This is a genomic window from Gimesia chilikensis (assembly GCF_008329715.1).
In the GTDB taxonomy this organism is placed as follows: domain Bacteria; phylum Planctomycetota; class Planctomycetia; order Planctomycetales; family Planctomycetaceae; genus Gimesia; species Gimesia chilikensis.
In genome coordinates this window covers 130,570-150,028 of sequence record NZ_VTSR01000012.1, presented here as the reverse complement: position 1 = coordinate 150,028, position 19,459 = coordinate 130,570, and the positions used below count along the sequence as shown (strand labels likewise).

The 19,459-nt window shown below is 54.2% G+C and carries 17 protein-coding genes; 10 read left to right on the top strand and 7 right to left on the bottom strand.

The window, feature by feature from the left end; translation table 11 throughout:
* Positions 1–109: 109 nt before the first annotated feature.
* The 9 genes from FYZ48_RS17595 to hpt all read left to right on the top strand — a co-directional run bounded on the left by FYZ48_RS17595 (position 110) and on the right by hpt (position 9,204).
* A complete protein-coding gene (locus FYZ48_RS17595) occupies positions 110–589 on the top strand; it encodes a RidA family protein (protein WP_145035318.1) in 480 nt (159 codons plus the stop codon).
* A gap of 172 nt (positions 590–761) precedes the next feature.
* Positions 762–2,009, top strand: a complete 1,248-nt coding sequence (locus FYZ48_RS17590; protein WP_149342711.1) for an FAD-dependent oxidoreductase — start codon at positions 762–764, stop codon at positions 2,007–2,009.
* A 19-nt stretch (positions 2,010–2,028) separates the two neighbouring features.
* Positions 2,029–2,805, top strand: coding sequence for an aldo/keto reductase (locus FYZ48_RS17585; protein ID WP_149342709.1), 777 nt, complete (start codon positions 2,029–2,031; stop codon positions 2,803–2,805).
* 221 nt (positions 2,806–3,026) lie between these two features.
* Complete coding sequence (locus FYZ48_RS17580) at positions 3,027–3,773, top strand: (Fe-S)-binding protein (RefSeq protein ID WP_149342707.1); 747 nt, start codon at positions 3,027–3,029, stop codon at positions 3,771–3,773.
* A 1-nt stretch (position 3,774) separates the two neighbouring features.
* Positions 3,775–5,145 (top strand): LutB/LldF family L-lactate oxidation iron-sulfur protein, encoded by a 1,371-nt coding sequence (locus FYZ48_RS17575; RefSeq protein WP_149342705.1) that lies wholly within the window; start codon positions 3,775–3,777, stop codon positions 5,143–5,145.
* Positions 5,132–5,758 (top strand): LutC/YkgG family protein, encoded by a 627-nt coding sequence (locus FYZ48_RS17570; protein ID WP_149342703.1) that lies wholly within the window; start codon positions 5,132–5,134, stop codon positions 5,756–5,758. The genes FYZ48_RS17575 and FYZ48_RS17570 overlap by 14 nt, the downstream gene beginning before the upstream one ends.
* A 147-nt stretch (positions 5,759–5,905) precedes the next feature.
* The gene (locus tag FYZ48_RS17565) at positions 5,906–7,582 is read left to right on the top strand and encodes a hypothetical protein (protein WP_149342701.1); all 1,677 of its coding nucleotides are present in this window, start codon (positions 5,906–5,908) and stop codon (positions 7,580–7,582) included.
* 14 nt (positions 7,583–7,596) lie between these two features.
* Entirely contained in the window at positions 7,597–8,667 is a 1,071-nt protein-coding gene (gene truD, locus FYZ48_RS17560; protein WP_149342699.1) for a tRNA pseudouridine(13) synthase TruD, read from the top strand.
* Positions 8,668–8,682: 15 nt separating this feature from the next.
* Positions 8,683–9,204 carry a hypoxanthine phosphoribosyltransferase gene (hpt, locus tag FYZ48_RS17555; RefSeq protein ID WP_145035302.1) on the top strand — a complete coding sequence of 174 codons (522 nt, stop codon included), beginning with the start codon at positions 8,683–8,685 and terminating at the stop codon, positions 9,202–9,204.
* Positions 9,205–9,228: 24 nt separating this feature from the next.
* On the opposite strand, the gene FYZ48_RS17550 is transcribed toward hpt, so the two are convergent.
* From FYZ48_RS17550 to FYZ48_RS17530, 5 genes are all read right to left on the bottom strand, one after another.
* Positions 9,229–11,718 (bottom strand): DNA gyrase subunit B, encoded by a 2,490-nt coding sequence (locus FYZ48_RS17550; protein ID WP_149342696.1) that lies wholly within the window; start codon positions 11,716–11,718, stop codon positions 9,229–9,231.
* A gap of 95 nt (positions 11,719–11,813) precedes the next feature.
* Positions 11,814–12,173, bottom strand: a complete 360-nt coding sequence (locus FYZ48_RS17545) for a DUF721 domain-containing protein (RefSeq protein ID WP_145035297.1) — start codon at positions 12,171–12,173, stop codon at positions 11,814–11,816.
* 3 nt (positions 12,174–12,176) lie between these two features.
* On the bottom strand, positions 12,177–13,307 hold the full coding sequence (gene dnaN, locus FYZ48_RS17540; RefSeq protein WP_149342694.1) for a DNA polymerase III subunit beta: 1,131 nt from the start codon (positions 13,305–13,307) through the stop codon (positions 12,177–12,179).
* A 539-nt stretch (positions 13,308–13,846) separates the two neighbouring features.
* Positions 13,847–14,884 carry a helix-turn-helix domain-containing protein gene (locus FYZ48_RS17535; protein ID WP_149342692.1) on the bottom strand — a complete coding sequence of 346 codons (1,038 nt, stop codon included), beginning with the start codon at positions 14,882–14,884 and terminating at the stop codon, positions 13,847–13,849.
* A gap of 41 nt (positions 14,885–14,925) precedes the next feature.
* The gene (locus tag FYZ48_RS17530) at positions 14,926–15,501 is read right to left on the bottom strand and encodes a glycine cleavage system protein R (RefSeq protein ID WP_187782090.1); all 576 of its coding nucleotides are present in this window, start codon (positions 15,499–15,501) and stop codon (positions 14,926–14,928) included.
* Between the two features lie 276 nt (positions 15,502–15,777).
* On the opposite strand from FYZ48_RS17530, the gene FYZ48_RS17525 reads away from it, so the two are divergent.
* Entirely contained in the window at positions 15,778–17,127 is a 1,350-nt protein-coding gene (locus FYZ48_RS17525) for an AI-2E family transporter (protein WP_149342688.1), read from the top strand.
* On the opposite strand, the gene FYZ48_RS17520 is transcribed toward FYZ48_RS17525, so the two are convergent.
* Positions 17,124–18,329 (bottom strand): type II secretion system F family protein, encoded by a 1,206-nt coding sequence (locus FYZ48_RS17520; protein WP_149342686.1) that lies wholly within the window; start codon positions 18,327–18,329, stop codon positions 17,124–17,126. The genes FYZ48_RS17525 and FYZ48_RS17520 overlap by 4 nt on opposite strands.
* A 27-nt stretch (positions 18,330–18,356) precedes the next feature.
* Positions 18,357–19,430 (bottom strand): type IV pilus twitching motility protein PilT, encoded by a 1,074-nt coding sequence (locus FYZ48_RS17515; protein ID WP_149342684.1) that lies wholly within the window; start codon positions 19,428–19,430, stop codon positions 18,357–18,359.
* Between the last annotated feature and the right edge of the window lie 29 nt (positions 19,431–19,459).

The window sequence follows — 19,459 nt, the reverse complement described above, 5'->3', positions numbered from 1 at the left end:
GGCTCGTTTTATTCTGGAATGGAGTCGGCACCCCTCGCCCGCCCGGGAATCGGCTGCCTGAAATGACACTTTCCGATCGAATCGAACTTTTTAAACACAGGAACCGAAAATGAGCATCGAGGCAAAAATTCAGGAACTGAATCTGGAACTCCCTGAAGCCCCCAAACCAGGTGGAATCTATAACCCCGTCGTCCAGGTGGAAGACATGCTGTATATCTCCGGTCATGGTCCCGTCAAAACGGATGGCTCTATGCACAAAGGACGGGTTGGCGAAGAAATCACCGAAGAACAGGGGGTCGAAGCGGCCCGCGCTGTTGGTCTGACCATGCTGGCGACCCTCAAACAGTACCTGGGTGACCTGAATCGCATCGATCGCTTCGTCAAAGTGCTCGGCATGGTCAATGCCGCCCCCGATTTCAAACATCATCCGCAGGTCATCAACGGCTTCAGCGATCTGATGGTGCAGATTTTCGGCGAAAATGGTCGCGCCGCCCGCAGTGCCGTCGGCATGGGTTCCCTGCCCGGTAACATCTCAGTCGAAGTCGAAGCCATCGTGCTGCTCAAGAAAGAAGCCCGGGCCTCCATTTAATCTGGATGCCTCGACAGCTCCTTTTTCGCTGAAACTGACATTCTGAACACGCATTTTACCCCGATTCACCTTCCCGAATCGGGGTAAAATCATTAAAAAACAGCTTCAACTCCGTTCAAATTGACGTTTTACGGGAAGGGACACCTTCTCATTGTGAGAAAGGATTCTCATCGTGCCTGCGGCAGATCTGATTATCTTCGGAGGAGGCATTGCCGGCCTCTGGACCCTGAGCGAAGCCACGCGGCGGGGATACCGGTGTCTTCTGCTCGAAGCTTTCGAACTGGGCAGTGGCCAGACCATCGCTTCCCAGGGCATCATTCACGGCGGATTGAAATACACACTGCAGGGCATGATGACCGGATCCGCACGCGGAATTCGCGAGATGCCGTTGATCTGGCGGAAATCCCTCACCGGCGAACAGACCCCCGATCTCTCGCAGACCGAAGTCCGCTCACCCCACTGTTATCTCTGGCGAACCGAATCCCTCTCCTCCCGGCTGGGAATGTTTGGTGCCAAAATGGGTCTCCGCGTCGCGCCCCGAAGTCTGACCGCTGACGAAACACCGTCGGTCCTCGCCGGCTGCCCCGGTTCCATCGGCGTCATGGAAGAACAGGTGATCTCCCCCTTCAGCCTGATCAGCAATCTGGCACAAACGCACGCCGACCAGATTTTTAAATATGATCCCGCACAGCTGACCTTTCAAACAGACACACACGGAAACATCACCGCGGTTCAACTGCAGACCACCGAGGACGATCCACTTACGATCAACACTAGCTCTGTTCTGCTGACTGCCGGCAGCGGTAACGAATCGCTTCGCACCCAGGCACGTCCGGATGCCGTTTCTCAGACCGCCCCCTTCATGCAACGACGCCCCCTGCACATGGTTCTCGTGCGGGGTGAACTGCCGCCGTTTAATGGACATTGTGTCGACGGCGCTAAAACGCGGGTCACGATCACATCAGATACCGACTCCCTGGGACGTACTGTCTGGCAACTGGGAGGACAAATCGCCGAACAGGGCGTTGGTCAGTCTCGACAGGAACTCGTCGCTCACGCTGCCCGGGAGCTAAAGGCTGTCATGCCCGGGATCAACGTCTCCGGCCTGGAATGGACTTCGTACCAGGTTGATCGTGCCGAAGGAGCCACGAAGTCAGGCCTGCGACCGGAAACACCTCAACTGGTTGTCGAAGGGAATCTGATCACCGCCTGGCCTACCAAACTGGCTCTGGCACCACAGCTGGCAGAAGATGTGTTCGACTGCCTCAAGAAACAGGGAATCTCGCCTGCGTCTGGCAACCAGTCCGATCTCACGGCACTCCAGAAATTAGCCCGCCCCACTGTCGCTCTGCCTCCCTGGGAGACAGCATCGGAGTGGCTGACGCTGGAAGAGAACGACACACGTACCACCGCCGCCTGAAGCAGAAAGACTCATCAGCATGCAATATCGTCCCCTGGGAAATACGGGTGCTTCCATCAGTGCTCTTGGCTTTGGTGCGTTCAAAATCGGCCGCAATCAACAGATTAAATACAGCCAGGCTTACGACCTGCCCGATGACGCCACCACCGATTCGCTGCTCAACTCGATTCTCGATCTGGGTATCAATCACATCGACACGGCACCCGCGTATGGCATCAGCGAAGAACGTATCGGCCGCTTTCTGTCACACCGCCGCGCTGAGTTTCTGCTGTCGACTAAAATCGGTGAGACCTTCGAAAACGGACAATCAAACTACGACTATTCTCGTGCGAGTCTGACCGCCAGCCTGGAGCGGAGTCTGCAACGTCTCAAGACCGATGTGCTGGACATGGTTCTGATTCACTCCAACGGAGACGATCAGAAAATTCTTAACGAGAGCGATGCTGTCGAGGTCCTGCAGTCGTTTCAACAGGCGGGCAAGATTCGCTGGATCGGTCTCTCAGGAAAAACCGTGGCAGGTGGCACTGCGGCTCTGGACTGGGCTGATCTCTTGATGGTCGAATATCACCTCGAAGATCCTTCGCACGCAGAACTGATTCAACGCGCTGCGGACCAGGGTCTCGGCATTCTGGTCAAAAAAGGACTCGCTTCCGGACATCTTCCCCCCGCGGAAGCGATTGCGTTTGTTCTGGAAAATCCGGGAGTCAGTAATCTCGTTGTGGGTGGCTTGAATCTCGCGCACATCAAAAATAACTGGCAAACCGCGGGTGCGGTCTCTCATAGACCAGCTGCGTAAGTACGCTGAATCCTCTTTGAATCAGGGTCACAGGAATTACGCAGGAAGATTTAATATTTCGCGACTCCTTGGCTTCTGAGTACATTGACCGCGATTTCTCGCTGAGCGTCCGCATTCTCAACTCGTGGTCGGCTTGGCATTCATGACCCGGAGGACTATAAAAGAGAGAGTATCAGTGATTGAATTGAGAACCCTTCGAAACCCCTGATGAGTTTCCTGCCATGGCGCCCAAAGTTGGCCTGTTTATCCCCTGTTATGTTGATCAGCTGTTCCCACAGGTGGGGATTGCCACTCTGAAAATCCTCGAGCATTTCGGTGTCGAAGTCGACTATCCCGAAAGCCAGACCTGCTGCGGTCAACCGATGGCCAACACCGGCTGTACGAATGAAGTCGGACCACTGGCAAAACGCTTCGTCGAGATTTTCAAAGCGTACGACGCCGTCGTCTGCCCCTCGGGAAGCTGTGTCTCGATGGTCACGCATCACTATGACGAATATTTCCAGAACGATGCCGACTACGAAAACCTCAAAGGTAAAACCTACGAGTTCACAGACTACCTGACCACCGTACTGGGAGTAAAACAGTTCGCGGGTCGCTTCCCTCACAAAGTCGGCCTGCATCAGAGCTGTCACGGTTTACGAGAACTCCGCCTGGCCAGTTCGAGCGAAGTCGTAGGCGAACCCTTTGGAAACGCCCGGGCTCTGCTCGAAAGCATCGAAGGTGTCGAGATCACCCAGCTGCAGCGGCCCGACGAATGCTGCGGCTTCGGGGGAACGTTCTCCGTGGCGGAAGAAGCGGTCTCCTGCATGATGGGCGAAGACCGCGTCCACGATCACGAGCAGGCGGGCACCGAAGTCCTCACCGCTTTGGACATGTCCTGCCTGATGCATCTGAATGGCATCATCCGTCGGCAGAAGAAACCGATCCGGGTCATGCACATCTCCGAAATTTTTGCTGAGTGTTTATAACATGCCTTCACATCCCCAATTAGCAGCCGAATTCATCGAGAACAAAGACCGTGCGCACTGGCATGATCAGTCGCTCTGGTTCGTTCGCTCCAAGCGGGACAAAGCCGTCAACCAGCTCCCCGAATGGGAACTGCTCCGCGAACAGGCTTCACAGATCAAACAGCACACGGTTTCCGATCTGCCAAACCTGCTCGAAGAATTCGAACGTAACGCGACTGCCCGCGGCGTGCACGTCCACTGGGCCCGCAACGCGACCGAGCATAACGAAATCGTGCACGGCATTCTGAAACAGCACAACGTGAGCCGCGTGGTTAAAAGCAAATCGATGCTGACCGAAGAATGTCATCTCAACCCTTACCTCGAGCGGCACGGGATTGAGATCATCGACACCGACCTCGGCGAACGCATCGTACAGATGCAGAACATGCCACCCAGTCACATCGTCATGCCCGCAATTCACATCAAGAAAGAAGAGATCGGCGAGCTGTTCCACGAAAAACTGGGTACTGAAAAAGGGGCCACCGATCCCCAGTACCTGACCGAAGCCGCCCGCCAGCATCTCCGGCAGAAGTTCATCCAGGCCGAAGCTGGTATTACCGGGGTCAACTTCGCGATCGCGGAGACCGGTGGTTTTGTTGTCTGCACGAATGAAGGCAACGCCGACCTCGGAACCTCGCTCAATAAACTCCACATCGCCTGCATGGGCATCGAAAAACTGATTCCCCGGGCCGGTGATCTGAGCGTCTTTCTCAGACTTTTGGCCCGCTCGGCGACCGGACAACCGATTACCACCTATTCCTCACACTTCCATGGACCAGCCCCCGGACAGGAAATGCATATCGTCCTCCTGGACAACGGTCGCAGTGAAATTTCCGGCAGCGATGAATTCCGTCGCTCGCTGAACTGCATTCGTTGCGCCGCCTGTATGAATACCTGCCCCGTCTACCGACGCAGTGGCGGATACAGTTACAGCAACACCGTTCCCGGGCCCATCGGTTCGATCCTGGGACCGGCCCGTGATCCAAAGGAGAACTCTTCGCTCCCCTTCGCCTGCAGCCTGTGTGGATCCTGCACCGACGTCTGTCCGGTCAAAATCGATCTACACCATCAGCTGCTCACCTGGCGGAAAGAAATTCGCATCAAGGGCTTCCTCCCCTTCTCCAAACGGATCTCCATGAAAATGATGTCCTGGATGATGCAGGCACCAAAGCTCTACAAACTGTCTGGGAAAATGGCACGCTGGATCGTACCCAAGCTGCCCCGCTTCCTGCTGTATAATCGCCTGAATGACTGGGGAAAACAGCGGGAGCTGCCCGAGTTCCCCAAACAGAGCTTCCGGGAATGGATGAAAGAGAATCATGACAAAAAGTAAAGACGACATTCTCAGCAAGCTCCGGAAGCAGTCGGTCCCTCCCGTCGAACTCCCCAACCTGGAAGCCCCCGAACTCAAACAGCGGTGGATTCAGTATCCCGATCCAACGGCGCAGTTCACCGAGGTCCTTTCCGGCGTCGGTGGAATCTGCCTGCAGGTTAAAGACGTTGCCGAGGCAACTCAGAAACTCGCAGAAATGCCTGCGTTCACTGATGCGAAAAAGGTTTGTTCTCAGATCTCCGAATGCGGCAATCCGAATGTTTCGATCCCCGAAATCACTGACCCCCACGATTTCGAAGACATCGATTTTGCCATTCTTCCCGGCGAATTCGCTGTTGCAGAAAACGGCGCCGTCTGGATTACCAACGATGGCGGACCAGCGCGTGTGCTCTACTTTCTCGCACAACACGTTGCCCTGCTCGTGCCTGCTTCCGCAGTGATCAACAACATGGCCGAAGCTTACGAACGGCTCGCTTTTGCGGGGAACAGCTTTGGAACCTTCATGTCCGGCCCGTCCAAAACGGCCGACATCGAACAGTCACTGGTAATCGGTGCCCATGGTGCACGCTCGCTGATCGTTTTCCTCGTCGAAGATGCATTTCAGACGAACTGACGGGAAATTCCAAAAATCTTGTAACCCGTTTCCGCTCAGACAGGTACACTGGAACAGACGCTCCGGTTCTCACTTGAGATCCGGTCCGTTCCCTGTTTCCATTGTCATCTATCCATTGATTCTTCTTTGATATGAAGGGGTTCTGCCGTGCAGACATTGTCGAGGACTTCACTCTTTCAACGCGTGACTCTGACCCTCTCCTTTCTGGCCATCAGCACCCTGGCCCTGGCACAACCCAAATCGGACGAACCCCGCAAAGACAAGATCGACTGGAACCAGCCCATCGCCGTGGCGTCGATCGCCAGCATCGACCGGGTCCTGGATGACGTCGACTATATGTTCTCGACCATCGACAAACCCGAGTACCCCGCGATGATCAAAGGCTTTCTGGCCCAGTATCGCAACTTGGATGGCATCGATAAAACCAGGCCATTAGGCGCCTTTGTCTTTTTGAAAGAAGGCATCTCGCCACAACCTGAAGTCGTCGGCTTTATCCCCATCAAAGACCTGGATGCGTTGAAAACGACACTCGAAGAAGTCGGCATTCTCCTCAACCCGGTTCCCGATCAGGAGAACCGTTACACGGTCGCCCTGCCGCAATTCTCCCTGCACCTGAAGATGGCCCATGACTATGCCTTCGTGCAGATCAAAAGCGAAGCTCTCGACCGCGACTTTTACAACCCCGACGAATTCACCAAACCGCTGGCAGAAAAATACGACATCGCGGCATCTCTGCTGCTGAAGAACGTTCCCGAGCCGATGCGGATGATGGCCGTCGACCTGGCCAGCGCCCGCATCGACGATCAACTGCAGAAGAAAGAGAGCGAAACGGACCTCCAGTTCGAAAGCCGCAAAGCCACGACGATGATGATCTTCAAGCAGTTCCAGACGATTGCCAAAGAGGGCGCTGCGTTGACCTTTGGTTACGAACTCTCCCGGGAGAAAAAACAGATCCTGCTGCATTTTGGTATCGATGCCAAACCGGGAACCGATTTAACAAAACAGCTGGAAGCACTCTCGCAGAAAGCCAGCCAGTACTCCTACCTGAATGCCGCTGACTCCGATGTGCTCGGATACACGATCGTTCCCCTGCACAAAGACATCGAACAGAAAATGTTGCTCGACGTCATCGAACAGTCGAAATCCAATGTGCCTCCCGTGTTTTTCGGCAGCGAAGCCAATCCGGGACCAGCCGCGAAGATCTTCAAGTCAGCAGAATCTACGGTCAAGTCCGGGAAACTCGATGCCCACATCAAACTGGTTCAGAACGGCGACGAGAAACTGGCATTGATCGGCGCTTTGAAACTCCAGGAGGCGGCTTCGTTCCGCGAAGGCCTGCAGGAATTCTTCGATCTGATTTCCCAGGCAGAAGATACCAAAGGCATCAAAGCCAATGTGGCGGAGGTCGAAGGTGTAGTCATTCATCAGATCTCTCCCGATGATGTGAAAAACAACGCCCGGGATATCTTCGGTGAAAACCCCGTTATTTTCCTCGGCTGCAGTGATACAGAGTGCTGGGTCGCCATGGGCGAACCTTCGAGCCTGGAACTGCTCTCCGCCTCCATCTCCGCAGCAGCCAAACAGGGTAAACAGACAAAACCCGGCTCCCCCTTCCTGTTCTCTTTGAAATTCGCCTCGATTCTCCCCCTGGCCAGTCAGAAGAATAAGGATCCGGAATTTGTGGAATCCGCGAAAGTCGCCTTCGCTACCGGTGGCGATCTGGTAACCTTTTCTCCTAAAATCACCGCCAGTCAGTTCAGCCTGAACCTCGAACTGGGTGAAGGGTTCATCCGGCTGTTTTCCCTCGCGATCGCCAATAGATAGTAGAATCTCCCCGTATGTCTGAGTCCGAAATCGAAACACTCCCTTTTCTGACACCAGACTTACCGGGGATCGGCGGCCAGCTGAAACAGACCCCCGAGGACTTCGTCGTCGACGAAATCCCCGTCTATGAACCCACGGGAGCCGGCGAGCACCTGTTCCTCTGGATTGAGAAACGGGACGTCTCCGCCCCCTACCTGGTGAAGAACCTGGCCCGCATCCTGCAGATCAATCCACGCGATATCGGCGTCGCCGGACTCAAAGACCGCTTTGCCGTCACTCGTCAATATGTGTCTGTCCCCGCCGAATGTGAACCGCTGGTTGAAACCTTCGAATTCACCGGTATCCAGATTCTTAAAGCAACCCGACACGAGAACAAACTCAAAACCGGGCACCTCAAAGGGAATCGCTTCTCGATTATCGTCCGCGATACAGAAGACAACGCCTTCGACAAAGCGCAAGCGATTCAGGAACAGATCGCCCAGACCGGCTTTCCGAATTACTACGGTGCCCAGCGAATGGGTCGCGACAACGAGACCTTCGACATGGGGGTTAAACTGCTCCTGGGAAAACGGGTCCCGGGAAAATACATGCGAAATAAAGCCCTCAAGCGGCTGGCCCTCTCGGCAGTGCAGTCGGCGCTGTTCAATCGCACGCTCGCCAACCGGATTCTCGCCGGTCAGCAGCAGACCGTTCAAATGGGAGATGTCATGCAGGTCTGTGCTTCGGGGGGACTGTTCGTCGTTGAAGATGTCGCCGCCGAACAGCAAAGGTTCGATCAGGGAGAAACCATGATTACCGGCCCCCTGTTCGGTCCGAAAATGAAACAGCCGACTCAGGAAACATCCGCACAGGAACAGCAGGTTCTGAACGACTTTGGACTGGAGCCCGATCTGTTTAACCGCTATAAAAAACTGACCGCGGGAACCAGGCGACCCTACCTGATCCGGCCGGAAGCACTCCAGCTGGAACCGACAGAGAACGGGGTACGCTTCGAGTTCACGCTCCCCTCCGGCGTGTATGCGACCATGCTGCTCAGAGAGTTCATGAAAACCGAACTCGCCGGAGATACGACCGAGACAAGTTAACGAAAGGCTGTTGCTTTGAAAGTTCTTATTGACCAGAACGAAATCAACTCACGGGTAATCGCGCTCGGACGCGAACTGGCCCAGGAATACCAGGGTCGCCCCTTAACGATTATCGGCATCCTCGCCGGCAGCCTGGTTCTGCTGGCAGACCTGATTCGTGCCATCGATGTACCGCATCAGGTCGGACTGCTCCAGGCATCCAGCTATCGCGGCAAATCAACCAAACCCGGTGAGCTGTTCGTCAACCTGGATTATCTGCCCGACCTCAGCGAACGCGATGTCCTGCTGGTCGACGACATTTTCGATACCGGGAAAACCATGCAGAAGGTTGTCGCGCAGATCAGCGAGCAGGAACCACGCTCCCTGAAAACCGCAGTCCTGCTCTGGAAAGAAGAAGCCACTGAAGTCGATTTCGGACCGGACTATCACTGCTTCAAAATTCCCGATCACTTCGTCGTCGGCTACGGTCTGGACTTCAACAACGAGTATCGGCACCTTCCGTTCATTGCTTCCCTGGAAGGCTCCGATCTCGTCTGATTCGCCAGCTGAAGATCTCGATGATTAAATATCGAGGTTCTTCACATCCAGGGCGTGCTTCTCGATGAACTCGCGGCGGGGTTCCACCACGTCACCCATCAGGACACGGAAGATCTCATCGGCGGCAGCGGCATCTTCCATGCCGACCTGCAACAGAACCCGGTTCTCAGGATCCATGCTGGTGTCCCACAGCTCTTCCGAGTTCATTTCGCCCAGTCCTTTGAAGCGGGTCAGTTTCAGGCCTTTTTCACCCAGATCACGCAGCGAGGGCAGCAGCTGACGCAGGCTGCTGAGCTTGACGTTGCTGTTGCCGCTGTGAATCGTAAACGGGAAGATCGGCTCCCCGTTCCGGTTGCCGGGTGAATAGAAATCCTTCAATGCGATGCCGTAACCCTTGAGCTGTTTCAGGAACTCATTGATCGAGCGGATCTCGTGAATGTCCGTAACCTGCAACCCATCATCTTTGCCGAAGTCTTCTTCATCCTCTTCGGAGTCGGCTGAGGAATCACCGTTTTCATCGGCAATCCGCAGTTCTTCACCCCGCTTCTGTTCTTCCTCTTTCAGGAATTCTTTCATATCATCCTGCGAGTTGAACCAGAACTGTTCCTTGCCCAGGAAGATTCGGTATTGAGGCAGCAGTCCCTCGTCAGTGGCGTGATTCTGAGCCAGGAATTTCAGGTCAATCCCGCGACGATCCAGTGTTCCCAAAGGCTCTTCGAGCTCGCCGACGAGGTCGACCAGTTTCTCCAGCATGTCCGCTTCGAATACGGTGCCGTCCTCACAGGTCAGGTTCGCATCGCCCAGAGCCAGTTCTACCAGCTCGTTCATCATCTCTTCCTGGGTCTGCACGTAGCGCCGTTTTTTACCCTGTTCGACGCGGTACAACGGAGGTTGTGCGACATACACACAGCCATGGTTCACCAGTTCCCGCATGTGGCGGAAGAAGAAGGTCAGCAGCAGCGTACGGATGTGGCTACCGTCGACGTCGGCGTCGGTCATCAGAATGATCTTACCGTAACGACGCTTGGTCACATCATCGAACTCGGCTCCCGGGGGAACCCCTACGGCTTTGAAGATGTTGGAAATTTCCGCATTATCCAGCACTTTGACCAGCTGGGCTTTTTCCACGTTCAGGATCTTACCACGCAACGGGAGAATTGCCTGAATGTTCGAATCGCGACCGGTATCCGCAGAACCACCGGCCGAATCCCCTTCGACCAGGTACAGTTCGGTAATGTCCAGCTCACGACTGCGGCAGTCGCGAAGTTTTTCAGGCAGGCCACCGGTTGTCAGCGCACCTTTACGCCGTACCATTTCGCGGGCCTTCTTGGCAGCTTCGCGGGCTTCTGCTGCCAGCAGACCTTTTTGAGCGATCTTCTTGGCAACCGAGGGGTTCTCTTCGAAGAACTTCATCAGCTTCTCGTTGACAACCGTCTGCACAATCCCTTCGACTTCGCTGTTACCCAGCTTGGTTTTGGTCTGCCCTTCGAACTGAGGATCGGGCACACGCACGGTAATCACCGCGGTCAACCCTTCGCGGAAGTCATCACCACTGGGTGTGAAGTCCTTGAACAGGTTGGCTTTCTTGCCGTAAGCGTTGATCGAACGGGTCAGAGCACCACGGAAACCAGAGAAGTGCGTTCCCCCTTCGATGTTGAAAATGTTGTTGGCAAAGCAGCGGACATTCTCGGTAGAGCCATCATTGTGCTGGACAGAGATGTCGACCTGCACCCCTTCCATCTCTCCCTGGATCGAAATGATTTCTTCGTAGAGTACAGTTTCGGTCCGGTTCAGATAGCGGACAAATTCAACCAGTCCGTCTTCATAGTGGAATTCATCCGACTGCCCCGAACGTTCGTCGGTGATCCGGATTTTCACACCCGCATTCAGAAACGCCAGTTCCTGGAGTCGCTTGGTCAGCGTGTCGTAGATGAACTTCGTATCGGGGAAGATCGTACCATCGGGTTTGAAGGTAATCTTCGTGCCGCTCTTTTCGGTTTTGGCCAGCTTCTGCAGTGGGGTTTTTACAAGCCCTGCAGCGAAGTCCATGGTCCAGACATGACCTTCCCGGCGGACTTCCGCTTCGAGCCATTCACTGAGCGCATTCACCGCGGTAATCCCGACGCCGTGCAGACCACCGGTTCCGGTTTTATAACCCCCTTCGCGGTCGAACTTACCCCCGGCGTGAATTTCGGTCAGCACCACTTCCAGTGCCGGCCGGTTGTTCATGTCGGGCATCGCCCCAACGGGAATTCCACGACCATCGTCGCTGCAGCTCACGCTGCCATCCGCGTTGATTTTGACGTTAATTACGGACGCGTAACCGTTCACACATTCGTCGATGGAGTTATCCACGATTTCATAAACCAGGTGATGCAGACCCCGCAGCGTGGTATCGCCGATGTACATGGCGGGGCGGGTGCGAATCCCTTCTACACCTTCCAGGGCTCGAATGTTCGATTCATCGTAGCCCGCTTTTTTCAGGTCTGCCTGACTCTCTTGTTGATCGCTCACGCTAATTTCACTCCCGTGAATTCCTGAATCGTTACCCGTTAGGATGACGATCGCTGATTAGTGACGGACGGCAAACAGAAATTTCCCATTCCATTTTACCCCTGCCTGCTGTCCTGATTTGTTTTCGATTTCAATCGGAACCGCATGTCGCGGACGTTCTGTTTTCCATACTCTTTCTGCAGCTTCTGCAGCAGCGACATCTTGTGAAACGAATTCAACTCGTTCAACAGAGCTGAATTGTCGACACCGATCTGTACGATCCGGTTCTTGATACCCAGAATCGTGGTCTGGCTGGCAATCTTTTCGCCGGCCACCTGTTGCCAGGCCTGTTTCAGTCGCTGATCTCCCTGAACCCGAGCCAGCCCTTTCATCGCAATCAGTTCCGAAAGCACCTGGGAGACAGGTGTCGCGGCCGGAATCGCGCGGCAGGTCTTGAATTCGTATTTCTCTGACATGAATTACCGTGCCTGTGAGAGGGGCATGATCACGTAAGTGTAACCATCGTCGGTCTTGAGGACGGCAGCGCTGTCGGAATCGATCAGCTGCAGCTGGATATGAGCGGCGGAATCCAGAGCTTTGAGGAAGTCTGCCAGGTAGCGGACGTCAAAAGTGATGACGATTTCCTCGCCTTCAAAGGGAATCGGGATTTCAACCTTCGATTCCCCCACAGAGGCAGCCACACTCTTCAGCGTTAACAGGCCACTGTTGAAGATAAAATCCACGCCCCGGGTTTCCACGTCGGTCACAATCTGTGCCTGACGGACGGCACCGAAGAAGGTTCCGACTTCCAGGTCGATACTGTGAGTCGCTTCCGGTGGAATGACATCGCGATACTTGGGGAAGCGGCCTTCCACGAGGCGGGCAAAGATTGTCGAACGACCACTTTTGACGATCACGTCATTGGCCCGAATCGCAATCTGGATGTTGCCTTCATCGCCGGTCAGGCTCTTTTCGATCAGCGTCATCGCCTTGGCAGGAATCACGGGCCGGTTGTTTTCATACGCCTCTGATCCCTGATAGGAACAGGCGGATTCCACCATCGCCAGACGACGTCCATCGGTCGCCGCCAGGGTCAGATTGTCCCCTTCCACGTCGAACAGCACGCCCCCCAATGCATAGCGGGTGCTTTCCGGATCGGTCGCGAATACGGTCCGCCGGATCATTTCCCGGAAGGACTGCATGGGGACTTCGAAGTAATTTGATTCTTTGAATGTTTCTACTGCGGGAAACTCGGAGGGATCGTGCACTGACAGACGGAATTCGCTCTTGCCCGAGGAAATCAGAATAAAGTCCTGCTCGGTTTCCTCGTCCTTCTTCAGTTCGATCTCGACCGAATCGGTGGTGGATTCCTTCAGGATCGAGACCAGCTCGTGTACCGACAGCAGGATCTCCCCGGGAATCGTCACATCGACTTCATCGAAATCGTAGCGGATGCTGACTTCGAGATCGGTTCCACTCAGGGTTGCCTTGCCGTCTCCTGCTTCGAGTTTGGCGCACTTCAGGATCTCCTTGGGAGTGCGTGAACTGATGACGCTTCCAATGATCTGGAAGCCGGACAACAGGGCCGATCGTGAACAACTGAGCTTCATGTGTGAATCAACTTTGTACTAGATTTTTGATGGGTAAATTGTGCTGCCCCGCATGTCCTCTGGAACTCATTCTGGCAGCGATAAGATATCGATTTTCTGGTGCCTGTATTTTATGTGATTCAAAGCATTTTCACAATCATCGGAGAGACGTGAATCTCGACATGCCAGGGGTTTTTCAGAACCCATTTTCTCTAAAAATTAATTAATTTATTATTAGTATTATCTATGCAGGGAAGATTCTGTTAAGAAGTGAAAAATCAGCGATGTAAGATATTATATTGAAACATCTTACGTTGGTTGTCGACGAAGCGTTGAATGTCGATAACCTGTCGGTGGAATGTGGCGCAGCAGCGCAGGCAATGATGAGAGTCAGCAGGGGTTGTGGAGGTTACTTTTCGGCGCGTTCAGAACCCGAAAATGGCTCCACATTTCTCCACCGGAAATCAACAGGTTATGCACAAAATGGCCACCAGCAACCGGGAGAATTCGAGATGGAATTCTTTATCTGACCGGTCGGGTCTCTGTGATTTCACTGTCTGCTATAAAAGATATACTCCCAGCTGTTGCTTAATGCGAGAAATCTGCTGACGTAATCCAGGTGATTTTTCGAGATCGGTCTGAATTTGACGACAGGCATGAATAACCGTGCTGTGGTTCTTCCGATTGAAGTAATTTGCGATTTTGGCTAAAGATTCGTCGGTCAGTTCCCGGGAGAGAAACATCGCACACTGCCGCGGCAGAACATACTGTTGTGACCGGTTGGCAGAACGGATTTCGGCCAGGGTTGTTTTAAATTCGCGGCAGACTGCACGCGTGATTTTCGCGGTACTCGTGCGGGGCGGTTCGAGATTGCCCTGCAGATATTGTTTCACGAAGCGACTATCCAGGGGCTGACGATTGATCCGACTGACGGTTTGCAGCTGTTTCAGCACCGCAAACAGCTCGCGTGGCGAGAGGTCTTTCTTTTGTGCGATTAGCGTCAGCTCTTTTTTCGGCAGGGGAATCGCTTCCACCTCGGCCCAGAATTCCAGTAACTCCTGTCGGCTCTGAAAGTCCGGAGGCGGAATCGCTGCACAGATCCCGCCATGAAAGCGATTGGTCAGCTTTTTCAGAAACAAGGCCAGTTCCCCGGGCGGCTTCGTTGCCGACACGATGATTCGCCCCCCCTGGCCCAGAATGTCATCGAGGGTCGACAGCAGCTCCTGCTGCGTGTGAGAGCGGTTTTCCAGGCTGTGTACGTCTTCCAGAATCAGCAGATCGAGTCCCCGCAGGCCTTTCTGGAAGTCCGCGATCTGCTGGTTTGATGACGCCAGAGCAAAGCGGGCGGCAAATTCGCTGGCGGTCAGCTGTTCCCATTCTGCCCCGGGATGCAGGGCGAGATACTCGGGCAACAGATGATGAATCAGGGCTGATTTACCGCATCCGGAGGGGCCATACAGGTAAATCAGCTGGGGATCCGGCGTCTCAAGAGAGTGCAGTAACTCGGTGACAGCCGTGCTGGCATACTGATATTCTTTCAATATCTTGAAAGGTGTCTCGAATGACTGCTGCTGAGATGGACCGGATTTTGACATCATCCCAAATCTTTTTCTCAGTAATGTCCCGCAATCGGGGAGTATTACAGCTTAAACATACGCGTCTGGCTCTGTGAACTGATGATGGCCGAATCCGATTCGCTGATGAAATCGACTGAGACATCAAAGTCACTGCAAATGTTCTCCATCACGGACTGCAGCTCGAGGATGTCGAGCGACTTGGGTACCGCCACCTTGATCATCATCTCGAATGTCTGCCCATCGGATGAACTGGTGGCAGACAGGTCAATGATATCCACGCCATCCTGTCCCAGCTGGGATGAGATGCGTCTGAGAATCCCGGGACGGTTGGTTCCCGCGATCGCCAGCAGGTACTTGATGCAGTCTTCCGGAGGCAGCATGGAGGGCACGTCTACATCCGGGTCTTTAATGGAGACATCCACATTGAACGCGTTACAGATTCCCTCAATGTGTTCCTGGATCAGGGTTGGATCCCGCTCGTCAGGGAAATCGGCGGCAATCACGATGTTGAAAAAGTTCTGGATCACTGCAATGCTGGCTTCATGCAGGTTCGCGCCCAGTTCATCCATGGCGGTCGTGACGGCGGCCATGATGCCTACGCGGTTCGCAGATAAAAGTGAGATAATGTAACGTTTCATACCAGACTCCGGTTCTGTCGAGATAGACAAACTGATCTCGATGCGCATCGTTCCTGAATCGAGAGGGAATCGTTATTGTAGCGAATGGGGGTTCAAAATTGCGATAAGGAAACGAAAATAATCTGAAAGTCTGTCCCAGTCCTCTCCCGTCAGACTGAGGAGGCTTTTGTACTATCATTCGTGCTTGTATTGCTGTAAGTTGTTATCTGCCAACAGCTCAGATCGGGTAACCGATCGTGGCTTTTTCTGCGATCTATTCAATATGGGAACTGGTTTATGGTTCGCCTTGTTTCACTCAGCATTATTTTCTGCCTGATCCTGTTCCTGGGAGTGACCTTCTTCAAGGTAATCATGCCGTTCCTGCTGCCCCTTTTTCTGGCAGCCGTGGTCGCCATGGTCAGTCAGCCCCTGCTCCAGTATTTCATTAAACGGGCCCGGGGCCACGTTCGGATCGCCGCAGGCATCACGACCACGCTGATCATTTCCGCGATCTTTGTTCCTCTTTGTGTGGGGATTTTCCTGGGTTCCCTGCAGCTGTTTACCACGGTGGTGAATGTGCTCGATGAAGCCAACTGGAATAAAACCGTGCAGACGGTCCGCGAAAAAGTGGAGGTCAGTAACGTCAAGCTGCATCAGTTCGTGGAATGGTCCAACGAATACCTCGGAAAAGAGGAAGCCGCTGAAGAGGGAACGACCGACCAGGAACAGTCGAAAGTCGCCGATGATTTCATCCGGAAGAATCTGCAGGCGACTCTGGTTCCGATCGCCAAACGTTCGCTTGGTTTCGCCGCTTCGACCGTGGGGATGCTGGGGACCATCTTCTCCGCAGTGATCGCCTGGATTATGTTTGTGATTGCCTTGTATTACTTCCTGGCCGATGGCTATGTGCTTGTCGAATCGACGCAGTCCCTGATTCCCGTGCACCTGGATTATCAGCGGCAGTTGATCGATAAGTTCCAGAAAGTCGTGCGGGCCGTGGTTCTGGGAACCTTCCTGGCGGCCATCGGTCAGGGACTGATGACTGCGATCGCCTTATACATCGTCGGTTTCGAGCATTTCTTCATTCTTCTGATCCTCGCCACGATCACGTCGATGGTTCCCCTGATGGGATCCTGGATTATCTGGGGTCCCTGTGCCGGCTGGCTGATGTACCAGGGAGACTGGGGGGCTGCGATCTTCCTGATCCTGTTCGGAACACTGGTCGTTGGTACGATGGACAATGTCATCCGTACCTATATTCTGCAGAGTGACGCGAAACTGCATCCCCTGCTCGCTTTCGTCAGTGTGCTGGGCGGACTGCAGATGATGGGGCTCTGGGGTGTGTTCATCGGCCCGATCGTCGCTTCCTGTCTGCACGCACTTGTACAGATCTTCAATGCCGAGCTTCGTGCGTTCTCCAAGGAGAAATTCAACAGCAATAACCTGCTCGACCTGGTTCCTGAAGAGAAAAAAGCAAAACAGGAAGATGAGCAGCAGTCAGGTCCCAGAGCAGAGACAGAGACTACCAGGGCAGATGCACCTGCGGAGGGCCCGTCGCCAGAGACGGAAACCAATGCGGAGTCTTCCGAGTCACCGGAATCCCAGCCAGAGCAGAAGCAGGAAAAGAAATCGCCTGAGTCGGATTAGTGGCTGGTACTCAGCGTGAAGATCGGCAACAGCATCGAGAGTGCGATAAAACCGATGATCGAACCCATGCAGACCACCATCAACGGTTCCACCAGGGTCGTGGCGGACTTGATCGCGATTTTGACATCCCGATCAAAGTAGTCGCTCAACTTATTGAGCACCATTCCCAGTCGGCCCGTCGATTCGCCGGAAGCGATCATCTGCTGCATCGTGGGGGGAAATAATGCTTTGCCTTCCAGTGCCTCGTGAATCTGTTTTCCGGTCGTAACCTGCTCGCTGATTTCCATCCAGCTCTGTTTGAAATAAACATTGTCGGAAACACCAGCGCTCAGTTCGATGGCTTCCAGCATGGGAACCCCCGCGTTGACCGTAGTCGCCAGCGTACGGATGCTGCGGCTGATCGCCAGTTTTTTCAGCATCGATCCGAAGACCGGCATCCGAATCAGACACCAGTCGAACGTTGCTTTGCCCCAGGCCTGATTCCGCATATAGAAGAAAAAGCCGATCACAGCCGCTACAAACAGCAGCAGCAGATACCAGTAAGAGGTGATGGCCGTCGAGACGAAAATCATCATTTTCGTTGGTGTCGGGACTGCGGCACCACGGGCAGCGAACATGGGCATCAGCTTGGGGAAGACGTATGTCAGCAGGAAAATACAGATGCCGATACACATCACCAGCATCACAGCCGGGTAGATCAAAGCCCCCTTCACCTGCTGAATGGTTTCCTGTTCTTCTTCAGCCTGCTGTGCAATCCGGTTCAGCATCTGTGGCATCGTACCGCTGGCCTCGCTGGCTTTAATGAGGTTCACATAGGTTTTATCGAACAGCCGTGGAAATTCACTCAGCGCGCTGGAGAGGTCGCTACCTGCTTCAACGTCTTTCTGAATGCAGGACAGAATCTCGGCGAGTGTTTCGTTTTCAATCTGCTTAGCAATCCCTTCCAGGGCAGTCGCCACGGGCACACCCGCGTCGACCATAATCGCCATCTGGTTGGTGAAATAGATCACGTCCTTACGCGAGACCCGTTTTTTACGGGTCGCTGCCAGCCCCTTGGATGACTTTTCATCCGCTTCTTCCAGGGAGAGCAGATACAGACCTTCCTGGCGCAGCTTGGCAACCGCTTCTTCCCTGGTTTCTGCGACCAGTTCACCGGACTGATTCTGTCCTGTCGTGTTGCGTGCGATATATGTGAATTGCATGGTTCTGCCTGTCCCTCATCGATCCCGTTAAACCAGTAATCCATGAGAATGTTCTTTGCCCGATGCTTCGCCCTTCAATTCCTGCAGATGTTCGTCCACGGTTTCCGCATCGACTTTACCGTTTAACAGCAGTTCTTTGAGTGCCTGTTCCATCGTCTGCATACCTACGCGACGGTTCGTCGAAATAATGCCCGGAATCAGATGGGTCGTCGATTCGCGAATACTGGTTTGAATCGCTCTGTTGGTAAGCATGATTTCCACAGCAGCCACACGACCGTTGGACATTGCCGCGGGTAATAAGCGTTGGGTAATGACAGCCCTTAACGATTCCGCCAGATGGCTGCGGACCTGGGACTGTTCTTCCGGTGGAAAGACTTCGACCAGTCGATCGACGACTCCCGCTGCGCTGGAAACGTGCAGTGAAGCGAGTACCAGGTGACCGGTCTCCGCAGCCTGCAGAGCGACACGAATGGTATCCAGATCCCGCAATTCCCCGATCAGAATCACATCCGGATCCTGCCGCAGAACATGTTTCAGTCCCGAGGTGAACCCGGGACAGTCTTCGCCGATCTCCCGCTGTTCGATCAATGATTTTCCATGCTGGAACTGATATTCGATCGGATCTTCCAGGGTAATGATATGTTTTGAATCCCGCTGATTAATGGCTTCGACCATAGCAGCCAGCGTGGTGGACTTACCGGAACCGGTCTGTCCGGTCACCAGGATCAGCCCGGTTTTGAGCCGCGTCAGTTCTTCCACGACAGGGGGCAGCTCCAGGCTGCTCAGCGTACAAACTTCGTTGGAGAATCGACGGATGGCAGCCGCCAGGGAACCGCGCTGCACATGGATATTGAAACGAAATCGCCCCAGTCGTGGAACTGTGATCGCGAAGTCGACGTCCTTCTGCTTCTCCAGAATTTCTTTCTGTTGCACCTTCATCACTTGGTCGCACAGATCGCGAATCGTTTCGGGATCCAGCGGTTCCAGGGCGGTGGTGCGCAGCTGACCGTCGATACGAAACATGGGCGGTGCGTCGGTCACCAGCAGGATATCCGAAGCATCACTGTCCACAGCCGCGTGTAACAGATCGTTCATTTCCATCGGGGGGTTACTCTCTTTATTTTCAGCGT